At 41.1% G+C, this 13,369-nt stretch carries 10 protein-coding genes; 7 read left to right on the top strand and 3 right to left on the bottom strand.

The window, feature by feature from the left end; translation table 11 throughout:
• The first annotated feature begins 787 nt into the window (after positions 1 to 787).
• The 4 genes from KNQ12_RS06930 (at position 788) to KNQ12_RS06915 (ending at position 5,582) form a co-directional block, all read left to right on the top strand.
• The gene (locus tag KNQ12_RS06930) at positions 788 to 3,523 is read left to right on the top strand and encodes an Ig-like domain-containing protein (RefSeq protein ID WP_251055723.1); all 2,736 of its coding nucleotides are present in this window, start codon (positions 788 to 790) and stop codon (positions 3,521 to 3,523) included.
• Between the two features lie 201 nt (positions 3,524 to 3,724).
• A complete protein-coding gene (locus tag KNQ12_RS06925; RefSeq protein ID WP_214747080.1) occupies positions 3,725 to 4,036 on the top strand; it encodes a hypothetical protein in 312 nt (103 codons plus the stop codon).
• A gap of 80 nt (positions 4,037 to 4,116) precedes the next feature.
• Entirely contained in the window at positions 4,117 to 4,377 is a 261-nt protein-coding gene (locus KNQ12_RS06920; RefSeq protein WP_214747077.1) for a hypothetical protein, read from the top strand.
• A 347-nt stretch (positions 4,378 to 4,724) separates the two neighbouring features.
• On the top strand, positions 4,725 to 5,582 hold the full coding sequence (locus tag KNQ12_RS06915; RefSeq protein WP_214747074.1) for a tyrosine-type recombinase/integrase: 858 nt from the start codon (positions 4,725 to 4,727) through the stop codon (positions 5,580 to 5,582).
• A 163-nt stretch (positions 5,583 to 5,745) separates the two neighbouring features.
• Here the strand turns inward: KNQ12_RS06915 and KNQ12_RS06910 are convergent, their stop codons facing one another.
• Positions 5,746 to 6,822, bottom strand: a complete 1,077-nt coding sequence (locus tag KNQ12_RS06910; RefSeq protein ID WP_055969241.1) for a YheC/YheD family protein — start codon at positions 6,820 to 6,822, stop codon at positions 5,746 to 5,748.
• A gap of 301 nt (positions 6,823 to 7,123) precedes the next feature.
• Here KNQ12_RS06910 and KNQ12_RS06905 point away from each other — a divergent pair, with 301 nt between their 5' ends.
• The 3 genes from KNQ12_RS06905 to KNQ12_RS06895 all read left to right on the top strand — a co-directional run bounded on the left by KNQ12_RS06905 (position 7,124) and on the right by KNQ12_RS06895 (position 11,476).
• The gene (locus KNQ12_RS06905; RefSeq protein ID WP_214775416.1) at positions 7,124 to 8,869 is read left to right on the top strand and encodes a hypothetical protein; all 1,746 of its coding nucleotides are present in this window, start codon (positions 7,124 to 7,126) and stop codon (positions 8,867 to 8,869) included.
• A 492-nt stretch (positions 8,870 to 9,361) separates the two neighbouring features.
• A complete protein-coding gene (locus KNQ12_RS06900; RefSeq protein ID WP_214775414.1) occupies positions 9,362 to 11,059 on the top strand; it encodes a hypothetical protein in 1,698 nt (565 codons plus the stop codon).
• A 156-nt stretch (positions 11,060 to 11,215) separates the two neighbouring features.
• Positions 11,216 to 11,476, top strand: a complete 261-nt coding sequence (locus KNQ12_RS06895; RefSeq protein WP_055969232.1) for a hypothetical protein — start codon at positions 11,216 to 11,218, stop codon at positions 11,474 to 11,476.
• Between the two features lie 199 nt (positions 11,477 to 11,675).
• Here the strand turns inward: KNQ12_RS06895 and KNQ12_RS06890 are convergent, their stop codons facing one another.
• Together KNQ12_RS06890 and KNQ12_RS06885 are read right to left on the bottom strand one after the other, a co-directional pair.
• The gene (locus KNQ12_RS06890) at positions 11,676 to 11,861 is read right to left on the bottom strand and encodes a hypothetical protein (RefSeq protein ID WP_055969229.1); all 186 of its coding nucleotides are present in this window, start codon (positions 11,859 to 11,861) and stop codon (positions 11,676 to 11,678) included.
• A 531-nt stretch (positions 11,862 to 12,392) separates the two neighbouring features.
• Positions 12,393 to 13,292 (bottom strand): hypothetical protein, encoded by a 900-nt coding sequence (locus KNQ12_RS06885; protein ID WP_055969226.1) that lies wholly within the window; start codon positions 13,290 to 13,292, stop codon positions 12,393 to 12,395.
• Positions 13,293 to 13,369: the final 77 nt, after the last annotated feature.

Below are 13,369 nucleotides of genomic sequence, written 5' to 3'. Positions count from 1 at the left end.
AGGAATGCGTTTTCATGATTTCGACACAATTTGTGAGTAGGGACAATTAGGGGAAAAGCAATGAAAGGATCAAAAAACATCTAAAAAATTTTTTTTTGATCTCTTTCGACTCGAAAATCAGAGCGTGACTTTCGAATCATTTCCGCGTTTTTTAAAATCGGACTAAAAGCAGAGAAGTTAGTCTAGCTTTTTTGATAAAAAAATCATTCGACACCCAGTCGTGAAAACGTGTCACTTTTTGTCGAAAAAAAGGTGTTTTTTAACAGTAGGGTAATCGGAAAATCATTTTCCATAAGACACCATGTAAAAAATTTTTAATAAGACCATTAGATTGCATTTTAGTTACAAATTTAGGGTTGTTGAAATGAAACACTTTCGGTATATTTATTCTTGTAGGTCGAGACAACTGGTAAACAGTGGGATTAACCTGCAAATTCATGAAAAAACGATTTTTCTTCGAGAAATCGTTAAACATTGGAGTATCAGGTGTCGATAAGAATTATGGAATGACGATTACATACTGATTCGATAGAAAAGGGAAAATTAGGTTTCTAATATTACCTATTTTATCTAATTATCAATTTTCGTCAGGACGTAAGACTTCTTCCTTTATCTGACTTGGATTTGAAATACAATTGAAATTTAGTTGGTAGAAATAGCAACTTCATTACCATTGTATGGACGAGAAAAGGCTGGGTGAAGGAGATCCTGAAGTTTGTCTTTTGTCTTTTATTGGAGGCAAGTCGTCAAGTCAACTAGTAGTTTAATTAAGGGAGGATTTTTACACATGGGCACGAAGAAATCGAACAAATTATACGCTGCAGCAGCTGCTCTTGCAGTGACAGCTTCAGCAGTAGCACCAGGCCTTACGGCGGATGCTGCATCGAAAGTCACAGTTAAATCAATTACTGCACCTAAATCAATCTCGCACTACGGTGGTTACACATTCGCAGTGAAAAAATTGTCACTTCCAAAAACGGTTAAAGTATTGCTTTCAAACAAGAAATACGAAAACCGTTCAGTCAAATGGGGCAAAGTCTCTTACGACAAAAAATACATCGGTAAATACCAAACGATCTCTGGTACTGTTTCAGGTACTACGAAAAAAGCTTCGATCAAAGTGAAATTGAACAACTACCCAGTTGACGTTGTTGAGCCAAAGCTCGCTCCTGTCGCAGTTGGTGAGAAACTCAACCTTCCTTCAACAATCGACGTGAAATACAAAGACGGTAAAGTCATCGCTCGTTCTGCTAAATCTTTCAACCTCACGGCTGAAAAAACAGACAAAGCTGGCGAAATGAAGCTTTCTTACAACTACATGGGCAAAAACTCTTCAATCAAGGGTTCAATCGCTTATGAAGTCAAAGCTGCTGAAATCACAAACGTGATGAACGAAATCAAAGACGATATGCTTTCAGTTTCTGCTGACGTGAAATACCCAGCAAAAGATGCTAAAGCAGAAGTTCTTGTCTATGCATTCAAAGACATGACTAAAGAGCCAATCAAAGTTGCTGCTGAACTCAAAGACGGCAAATTGACTGCTAAATCAGCTGTACTTCCAGCTGGAACTCACGCATTCGCAGTTAAAGTCGGTGAAGTTGTTTCACCTGCTAAAGACTTCGTAATTGAAGCTCCAATGGTTAAAGAAGTTAAGGCGATTAACGCTACTCAAGTTGAAATTGCATTCAATAAAGCTGTAGATGCTAAATCAGTGTTCACTGACGGCGTATCTGGTGCATTGGTAACTGATGTTCTCAAATTCCGTTCAATCGACGCTGTCGAAGACGGTACGCTTACAGGTAAATTGAGTGCTGATGGTAAGACATTAACTGTTACTTCTACAAAAGTACTTGAAAAACGCTACGATGTAGAAGTCGATAAAGTAAAAACACTCACAGGTTCATCTGTAGAGAAGTTCAGCAAAATCATCACAATCGATAAAGATACTGTGGCTCCTACTATCCTTGGAACTGAGAAACTTTCTGCTAGTCAAGTAAAAGTTAAGTTCTCTGAACCGATGAAAGCATTTAACACAGTCACTTTCAAGTATGCTGATGGTAGTGCAGTAACAAACGTTTCTGGAGAAATTCAAGCTGGTGCTACTGAAGCAGTCTTTATTTTGGGCGATGTAACAGTTGGAAAAGAAATTGTTGCTACATTCATTGGAGCACAAGATCAAGCTGGTAACTTACTAACACCTAACCCAGCAACTGTTTCATTCTCAAAAGGTGCAGCTGACGGAGTTGCTCCTACAGTTTCTTCAATCACTCAAACTGGTGCAGACACATTTGCAATCAAGTTCTCTGAGGCATTACTAACAAAACCAACAGTTACCCTTGCTGGTACACTTATCGATGCTGCTAAAGTTGTTGTAGATGAAAAAGATCCTACAAAATACAACGTAACAGCTCCTGCTGTATTAGAAGAAGCTAAGACTGTTGCTGTAAGCTCATTTACTGATTTGAGTGGAGTTGCAGGTGTTAACGAAAGTCGTGTAGTTACATTCGTTAAAGATACAGTTGCTCCTAAAGTTGTTTCAAGTAACGTTGTTGTAGATGCAAAAGACAAACAAGAGTACCTTGAAATTGCTTTCGATAAAGATGTTGTTGTAGATAACACTTCAACTGTAGATGTAACATCTGGATCTTATGTAAAAGATTTTGTTACTACGTCAATTGCTGATGGTGATATCACTGCGAAAGTAGTCGCTTACAAAACAACTGATAACAAAAAAGTTATCCGTGTTGCATTGAAAACTTTGTTAACAGATAAAGATGTTAAGGGTGCAGTTTACTCATTAAATCTTTCATTCGCAAACGTTAGCAGTGTAGCTAAAATTGCTGCCGAAGGATCAAAATCTTCATTCACTCGTGGAGAAGATGGAGTAGTAGCAAACACTGATAAAGTTGCTGTTGAAAAAATCGCTCAAGATGCTACAAACAACAGTAAAGTAGAAGTAACATTCGACAAGGCTGTTGATGGCGCTTCTGCAACTAACGTATCTAACTATCGTATTGATGGTGCTATTGTTGAATCAGTAACTTTGTTACCAGTTAAAGATGACAAACAAGTTGCTGTTCTTAACTTGAAAGCTGATTCAAACACTTTCACTGGAACACGTAACATTACAATTTCTAACGTTAAAGCTCTTGGTTCTTCTGTAAGTATGGATCAGAAATTTGTAAATGATGTTTCTCTTAAAGAAAACGTTGCTCCTAAAGTAACTTCAGCTAAATTGACTGCTACTGATAAGCTTACTCTTACGTTCTCTGAATCAGTGCTACAAGCTGTTACTGACAAAGCTGATTTCGAGTTATTAGTTGGAGGAAAATCTTACGAAGTCAAACGTGAATTTGATGCTGGATTCACAGCTGCAACTGGTACTGCAACAGTTACTATTACTGCAGTAGATGCAGATTCACTTTCTAAAGGTCTCTCGCTCAAAGCACTTTCAACACTTGATATCAAAGATGCAGCAGGAAATGTTTTATCAGTTCCTTCTAACATCACAGTTTCAAACTAAGAAACTCCTTCTATCTTGATATTACTAGTTGATGATACAAGTCTGTTTTTAATAACAGACTTGTATTTTTTATTAAAATAACTTTGAGTAAAGTAGATTCTGAAAAATAAATATATATTATTATATTGTATGACGTTAAAAAGAGTCTTCATTTCAATACGGAATGAAGGCTCTTTTTATTTGGAGAAAGGAGAGTTCACTTTGGATAAAAGAATCGGGTTCGTCGTTCGTATCAAGCAACTATTTGATAAAGTGGTAGTCGTCGATGAAGTCGGTATGGAATCCTATCTGTTCGAGCATTCAGAGATTGATCAGTCTATCGTATCGTCGGAACATCTTTCGTCGCTTCCTGATCCTATACAGTTCGATACATTCGTGTATGTCGAGGAAGACGGAAAGGAATGGATGGCTGGAATGGGCTATGATTCGCTTACGTATCGGCTGGTCTATGAGGTATGGATATATGATGGAAGAACGATTGCCTACGAACTATACGACGAAACGAAGCCATGATGAGGATTGAGTAGGAATGACTACACTAAGTGTATGTAACAGACGCGATGACGTGGAGAATACCAAAGGAGGAGATTAGAATGCGAAAATATCATCGGGTAGTACTTGGAGGGAAGGATTACTATCGTCAATATGATGAGATGCTGGACTGTTACGAAGGGGAGTTACTGACTGAAGAGGATGTCATCGAGCAAGTCTTAGAGGATGTCGTACAAGACGTCATTCATGTCGATCGATCGCGCGTCCAACGAAGTATCAAGAACATCATGGACGAAGATGACCGGCTGGTCATCCAGTCTTATGTCGAATATCTAGAACGTGTCGTAGAGCTTTTCGAATGAGAAGGTCTTTTTTATTTGTCCTGTTTTGGGACTCGACTTAGCACGTTGTGGAAGTATTCTTGTTTGTGACTCCAGACTGTTCATTAAGACTGCTGGGAGTAAAGGAAGGAAAGGAAGTATTGTATACCAACGGTTTCGGTAGCTATTCAGCAAAGGAGTAGAAGACAAAAGTAGAACTGCTGGGAATTTCGGGGGGACGTCCAGTAGAACTGTAGGGAGATTTCCCGTTCCCCGATTCTGTTTTCACTGGATATAGAGATGTATCTCTGAGTAAAAAAACGGGGTTTCGGGGATTTTCGTCTTCTCATCCCCCGAAACCCCGAAAATAATCGAGAGGGGATGGACCCATGATATCGGGAATAGCAAACGGGGAACGCGAATCCTTCCGACGATTCCTCTATGAACAAGGACGCCAACCGAGTACGATTGCTAGCTATGTCGCAGAAGTCGAGAAGTTTAGTGGACGAGGAACGTTTTCTTCACGAGAGGATATCCTGTCGTACAAACAATGGCTTCTCGATCAAGGAAGAAAGGCAGCAACGATCAATAAGTTCCTCAATGCGATGACTGCCTACAATGACTTTCTGATGGCACAAGGGAAGTTGGATAGACGATGGATTTACTGGAGTGACCGCATCAAGGTAGCACAGGGAAGTCATCAGGTCGACGTATTGACGGAGGAAGAATTTCGTCGTGTACAACAAGTCCTACCGTCCCTGTCTTATCGGAACCAGTCGTTGATTCATCTCTTATTGTATGCCGGGCTTCGAGCAAGTGAGCTAGTCGAGTTACGCTTGTGGCAGATTGACTGGATAGGACGAAGCATCGAAGTCCATGGGAAGGGTGATAAGGTCCGTGAAGTCCCATTACGCGAAGATACGCTACGTTGTCTACGTCAGTATGTGGAGGAAGATAGAATGAAACATCGTCAGGCGATAGAGAGTCCGTATATCTTCTTGAGTCAACGAGGGGAGCGATTGACGCGAGGTGGTCTATCGGATGTTCTGAGAGCACTCGATACCAATGTTGGTCGTCATCTCTATCCACACCTCTTTCGTCATACGTTCGCGACACGATTGACACAGAAGCATGTTGATATCACCGTTATCAGTCGCTTGCTTGGGCATCATTCGATCGAGCAGACGAATCGATACTACATCCAGACTTCGAAAGAAGAGAAACAACAGGCAGTAGAGCAACTCTGAAAGTAAAGTCTATTTTAGGGAAAAGAAAGAATTAAAGAATAATTATATGCTTCGAATAGTAAGTAGGATTGACGCCATTAATAAGAAATTTAGAAATCTTAAGTAGTAAAAGACCTGAATCATCAACTTTATATTCAAGTCTTTTTACTGTTTGAATAAAAGTTTATTGTCCGACTTTAAAATAACGACCAAATCGTTGTTCGATAGGAACGCCTACAATCGCTTGCGATACAGCATCAGCAAACGGAAGTAACGCTGCTGCTCGACGTTGTTCCCGCTCTTCCTTATAAGCTATGATCTCTGGTCCTGTGTTGGCTTCAAAGAATCGAAGGGTGAATGTTTCGTCTAATGCAAAATCAAGAGCCAGCTCCGGCAAGGTAAAAGGATACAAAGCATCGATGGCCTTCGCTAGTAAAAGACTTTGCTCAACGAGTGCACGGTGCATGAAGGTACCTTCAGGGTGTAACGATTGAAGAAACGCGTCAGCTCGTTCTGTCTTGTAGCCACTTAAGTTCGTGATGAACCGTCCTTTTTTTGCAACGTCCGCAATGGAAGCGAGCACCGTCCATTGGCCGGAGGCATCTCGAACTAAGTGCGTGCGCAGATGAAAAGTTTCGCCGCTTGTCGTGCGTGATATCACAAATGGCTGCATGATGTAGTTGCCTTGTTCGGCTAACGAAAGAATTAATGTTCGCAGTTGTTGATAGGTATACACATGACGCTGATCTTGGATGGTTACAGAATATCCTACCCCCGCCGCTTTGGTAATTTTATATATTCCTGTTCCTTTAGAAGCATTCGTTGGTTTTAAGACGGTGACATTGTGTTTCTTCAACTGTGTTAGAAATTGATCGAATCCTGTTAATCGTTCGGTTGGAATGAATAACGTTCCCCACGATCCCGCGTCTTCTAGTTTTTGTTGAAGCACATACTTATCATCAATCAGGTGAAAGAAATGAGGAATGACTTGCTGAAGGCATAGATCCTCTTCGGGATGCGCTGACTGTGAGGGAACAACACAGTTCTCATTTAAGAGTAAAGGCGGAAACGGAATCGATTGGCGACACCATTCTCCATCATATACTTCTGCTTGAATGATTTGAGCATCAAAATCAACATCTTCGATCGTACAACTGGCGACCTGTTGTCCTAAATGCTGAGCATATTCGATGTAATAATGTAATCGTTCTTTTGGTAGAATCATGCGAGGTGATTTTACATTGTTGAATAAAACAATCATTCGATTCAACTCCCTTAAAATACTTCATGTTATTACCATTATTGTATGTCATGTCAAAGTAGAATGGTTAGAAAAATTGAGTCGAAAAATGATTACGTACTGGTCTCCACTCGCTTAATACGTACGTTTTTAATGCATTCCAATTAACAAATAAAAGGAAAGCGCTTTATCGACAAAATCATTTTAAGTGATTGTAAATATTTTCTTTTGTTTTAAAAAATGGAATTTTATTATCCTTGAATACGTTAAACTATGAATGAAAGTTAGACGAAAAAGGATGATAGGCATGAGAAAAATAATGATGGCTTTACTTGGGGGAATCATATCTTTTGGAGGAGCATTACCTGTCGCAGCAGAAGTCGCTCTACCTTTAACAGGATCGTTCGGGTTATCGGGACAGTTTCAAATCGTCAAAGGACAAGAACGTGTTTGGGAGTGGTCTTCCTATCAACAACTGAGTCTGATTGACCTTCAAAGTGGAGAACGCATTCAGTCGCTCTCTGGTAGGGAATCATCGATTGAAGGATTCGATGTTTCGGACGATCAAACACAACGTGTCGTAATAAAACAGGGAGTGCTTCATGTCTACAATGCTTTTGGAACAAAGGTTCAAGAAGTATCGGAGATTGTCGACAAGGAAGACAAGATTACTAAGTTCGTGGACGTCCAGTTCATTCCGAATACGCATACGGTCGTTTTACTAGCGAAGAATGGTGGGCACTGTAAACTTCTTTCGTATGATTTAGATACGGAGCAACTCATTAGTAGTCGTGGAACCAGTCCATATGGTCAATTGTTAACCGCACGCGATCATGTTGCTGTCGTCTATTCGTCTGCTGTATATCTCTATACCGCTGACTTAACGTATATAGGCGTCATCCATGCGAGAGAAGAAGATGGTATCGAGGCATTTGACATGAATGACGAGGGACTTCTCGTCATCGGAGAACAGGGAGTACCACAGCCTGACGTCTATGATTTAAATCACGGTCTTGAAAAAACACAGACGAATGAGCAGTTTGTGATGGGAAGTGACGTTTCCTACAGTGACATTGCGATTGATGAATCAGGAACCTTCATTGCGGTCACCTCGTCCGGAAGTGATCGCCCCTTCTCGTTATTTGAACGAGAGACGGGACGGCGTATTTATACTTCTCTCGACCACAATCAAGATTTTTCCTATCAATCAGGTGTTGAACTCAGTAACAAAGCACGTTCCATCATTGTCGAAGGATCTAACCAGACGAACATCTACAGTGGAAACGCATTATCGACACGACCGATTGCGATTCAGATACCGAAAGCCCGTCAACGCATAGATCGAGGGGCTTCAGAAACGTTAGCACTTGAAGTCACGCGAGCTGACGGAAAGACTGCTCTCGTCAAAGCAGGTGTCACCTGGGAGACGGATCATCCAGAAGCAGCCTTCATTCAATCAGGCAAACTGTACGGTGAAGCAGAAGGAGACTATACCCTATCCGCGACCTATGAGGGGTTCACGGCGACTGTCACCGGTGTGGTCGCACCGCCGAAGCTGTCGTCGCTAAAAGATATACCGTGGTTAGAGCGTCACCGCCAATCACTGCTCGATTACCAATCGTTTGAAGGCTTACCGGTCCTGTCCTTGTCCTATTCGAAGCTCAAAGGAACGAAGGGGAAGATGATCATTCCAAAAGAGAAGATGAATATGAACGGGAAATGGAAAGGAAGTGTCCTTGCTTCACGGTATCCACGCCCCATAGAACATCAGCCGAATCAAATCGAGTTGCTAACGATGCTCCCAGCGCTTGAACAGCGCTCGATTTCGAAAAAGGAGATTCAGTCCATCTTTGGTAAACCAGTGACCTCAACAACGTACGCTCCTTCCATTTCGCATCAGTTTTCAAAGTCCGATAAGACATTCGCGAAATACACCATCAAACGTGTCGATCGCTATCGCTTGAACGATCTCTCCGTAGAAACCTATTTTGATAAAAAGGATACGGTACGATTCATCACAGTGAGTAAGCAATCCTCTAAAAAAGGGAACAAAAAGATTTCATCATGAGACTTTCCGATTCTTGAATCAAATACATGAAGCAGGTGGCGTAGACATACGTCACCTGCTATTTTATTTCCAAAAAGAAGTATTCATTTTTTGAATTGAAGGACGGGAATCTTGCAAAAGAATATACGATTGTCGCGAGCCCTTCTAACTCACGAAATGTATTAGTACCGGTGGATCATGCAGATTACAAAGTTGAGGCAGCATCATACTGCTGGACGAAGAGTGACGCAAAGCGATTTCTAGGATTCTATCTTGAAAAAAGCAATATGTAAAAATTACGATGCCGGGGTTTTTACTTTTTTCTATGTCCGATTCAAAATCTTATGGATTTCATGTGTCCACCACACCTTATGGTGATGAACCAAATATTATCTTTTATTTTAAAAAATGGAATTTTATCATTCTTTGATTACGGTAAACTATGGATGGAACGTTAAACAGGAAGAGGATGATGAAATTATGAAGAAAACGATGATAGCTTTACTTGGAGGTATGGCAATTTTGGGTGGGACATCTCCTGTCTCAGCAGAGGTCGATACACCCATGACGACTTCGTTTGAGTTATACGGACAGTTTAACATCATCAAAGGACAAGAACTCGTATGGGGATGGTCTTCTTATCAAAAACCAGAGCTGATTGATCTTTCTAATGGCGAACGTATTCAGTCGCTCCCTAATGTTGACTCGTCGATGGACGGATTTGATGCGTCCGATGATCAAAGTCTACGTGTTGCAGTATCAGAAGGAACCATTCATGTCTATGACGCCTTTGGATCGAAAATCAAAGAAATACCGACGATTCTCAACAAGGAAGAAGAAGTTTCTGACTTCATTGAGGTTCAGTTCATTCCGGATACGCATACGGTCATTTTACTAGCCGAAAATAACGGAGATGGTAAGATGCTATCGTTTGACCTAGATTCGGAGCAACTCTTAAACATCCGAGGAACAAGTCAATTCGGTCAAATTTTGACGGCACGCGATCATGTAGCCATCATTTCCTCGTCGGATGCTAATGTCTACACATCCGATCTCTCCTATAAAGGCGTCATTCATGGAAGAGAAGAGGAAAGTATCGAAGCGTTTGATATGAATGATGATGGATTACTTATCATAGGAGAAAATAACACACCACAGCTTGATGTCTACGATTTGAATCGAGGGTTCAGAAAGATTCAAACGAGTGGACAGTTCGTAACAGGGAAGAACATTTCTTACAATGATCTCTCAATCGATGAGTCGGGCAAATTCATTGCGGTGACTTCTTATGGAAACGACCGAGCGTTCTCGTTATTTGAACGGGAGACGGGGCGGCGTATTCATACGTCCCTCGACTATGATCAAAATCTTGCATACCAATCAAGAGTTGAACTTAGTAACGAAGCGCGCTCAATCGTCGTCGAAGGGTACAGCAGCACGAATGTCTATAGTGGGAAAGAGCTATACAAACGACCAGTCGCTGTCCAAATACCAGCAGCTCATCAAAGTGTGGACAGTGGTTCTTCTGAAACGTTAGCACTTGAAGTCACACGAGCTGATGGAAAAACGGTTCTCGTCAAATCTGGTGTCAGCTGGGCGACGGACAATCCAACGAAAGCCTATATCAAATCGGGAAAGCTGTATGGCAAAACACAAGGATCATACACCTTAAAAGCGACGTATGAAGGCTTTACGACGACAGTAACTGGTAAAGTCATGCCGCCGCCAAAGTTATCTTCGCTAAAAGATGTTCCGTGGTTGGAACGTCACCGACAGTCGCTCCTCGATAAACAGTCGTTCGAAGGACTACCGGTCCTCGCATCATCGTACTCGAAGCTAAAAGGAACGAAAGGGAGCATGTTCATTCCAGAAACGGATGCGAACACGAACGGAAAATGGAAAGGGAGCGTTCTCGCTTCACGGTATGTGCGCTACGGAGAGAGCCAGCCAAACCGAATTGAGTTGCTGACGATGCTTCCGGCACTTGAAAAACGCTCGATTTCAAAAGCGGAGATTAAATCTGCCTTTGGCAAACCTGTGACATCCGAGACGTATTCGTCTTCCGTACCACGTCATTTTTCAAAGTCCAATAAGACGTTCGCAAAGTATTCAGTCAAAAGTTACTATGAGTATCAATTAAAAAATCTATCCGTGGAAGTGTGCTTTGATAAACAAGATAACGTGAAGTTCATCACTGTGAGTAAGCGATAATATAAAGCGGTTCGTCGGAAGATCTCATCATGGGGTCTTCCATTTGTCTGATAACTGATATAGAACGTGTCACCTTTATACGTTTGTGCTCAGTACGAATAGCTGAGTAAGGAAAATAAGGCTAAAGAAATTACATTGATGAAGGAGAACAATCATATGCTTTACGTCATCATCGGAATCATCATTCTTGCGATCGTCTTAAGACTGACAGGACCAATGGGATGCGGCTGTTTCGTATTTCTTGTAGGCGGTGGCTTCATTCTTTGGCGAATCGGCTTGTTGGGATTCGTCATCCGCATGATTAGTGGGTTCTTACGTTGGTTGATCAGAAAAATCGTCTATTACTATTATAAGTTTTTTGGAGAAGAAAGCAGTGCGATTGATTGGACACGTGAATTGATCTTAGCGAGTGTTTAAAGAGCCGCACGATTTCGATCGTATGTAAGATGAACATTGCAGATGTTATATACAGACGAATTTTTCATCACAAATACATATTTTCTAAATTACTAATCTGAATTAAATATAAGCAGAAATAGCAAACGACCTGAGTTACTTTTGTACAAAGAACTTAGGTCGTTTGTTATTTTTCATAATCATACTGTATAGAAACAAATTAATTTTTATACTTTGTCTTATTTTGAGTGAGCATACGAAACTCGTATAAGAAAACGGAGAAAATCACGACAATCAGAATCGCAGCAAAGCTAGTTCCTTTCGGTAAATCGAGTGTGAAGATGACGATGGATGCGAAGAGGACGATCAATGAAGAAATCAGATAGTCTTTTTTTCGATTCGACATACGTTCACTCCTTAAAGGTCTGGCATATTTGATGCGTTTACAATATTTAGTATAACATATCAAAAGATTTAGCGTTTTGGCGATGAACTATGAACACGAAGGGAACTAAAGATACTATAAAAAACTGCCTGGACGCATGTCGAGACAGTTTTTTCATAGTATCTGACATTGGGAGGTGAATCAACGGAAGGGTAATAAGAAGACAAGGATACTAAAGATAATCACAGCCAAAGAAGGTAGGTAACGTGTTAAACGATTCATGAATAATAGCTCCTTTTAATTAGAAAATTGAGGAATTAAATTTGGTTTAAAACCAAATAATGTAACCTTCTTTAGTTTAAAGGAAAAAATCTTTAATTATAGGCTTCGATTAACTTTTTATGGAAACGTGTTTTTGAGTAATTTGTTTTTGATATGCTTTTTAAACAACTTGTAGATGATAGGTGACGTATGTAATCGCATATCGAGAAAGAAAAGTGTAAAAAGGAAACACGACGTATCGATGTCGCACTTCCTTTCTACTACTCCAATTTACTTATATTTTTTTCGAATCGCTTTACTGAAACCATCTGCATCACGATTCCCGACGACGTAGAAGTCAACGCTCGCATCTTTCTTGTACAATTTCTTATTGATTGACATCTTATATGAACCATTACTGCGTGGCTTAGCCTTACCAAGTAGTTTCCATGATTTGCTCGACTTATGGTAGACGTAAGCTTCGACACGGACATCCTTGTTCGACACAGATCCGCTTACAGTCCGAGTCGTGCGTGTCAGTGTTTTTGTATCGACGGTTGCTGCTTTTGGAATGAACGTCCGCACCGTGAGATCGATTGGATCGAAGTCGTACGAAATCGGATCTTGTGGCTCTTCTGTTGTATCGCCATCATCCTCTCCCGGCTCGTCTCCTTCATCGCCGTCGTCATCATCATCACCTGGTTCGTCTCCTCCATCGTCATCGCCGTAAGAAGCGGCACGCGTTACGTAATACTCGTCCCAGCCATCGTCCATTCCATCATCATCGCCTGTGTAATCATCAACGCTTACGACTTCAAGGAAATAGTTCGGTGTGACGTCAGAAGAGCTGTCTTCGTCCTCCTCATCATAGTCATACTCATCGGAATCAGATTGATGGTAGTCGTAGAAATCCTCGCCGATCAATCCTTCTTCGGGTAACTCGATTGAATAGTTCCCATTCGTATCCGCTTTTGCATGAGCGACTTCTTGGAGATCTTCTTCCTCTGTGTCATCCGACTGTAAGACGACGATGGATCCGGCAGGTGCCTTTCCTTTTAGGACTTCCGTCCGTGTATGGATGTTTTTCGTTTCTACCGTGAATTCGTCCGTCGCCGCTTCAACAGGCGAAAGATAGACTGCACTACTGAGACCAAGCGTCACGAGTGCTGTCCATGTCATACTTTTTTTCATCGTAAAACGCCTCCTTTTTCTGTAGTATAGCAAGGAAATTACTGGATATATTTTCAGTTTTAAATGATAAAGAAATG

This window comes from Exiguobacterium sp. s11 (assembly GCF_018619015.1).
Classification (GTDB): domain Bacteria; phylum Bacillota; class Bacilli; order Exiguobacteriales; family Exiguobacteriaceae; genus Exiguobacterium_A; species Exiguobacterium_A indicum.
The sequence above is the reverse complement of the archived record's forward strand: the minus strand, read 5'-3'. Positions and strand labels throughout refer to the sequence as shown.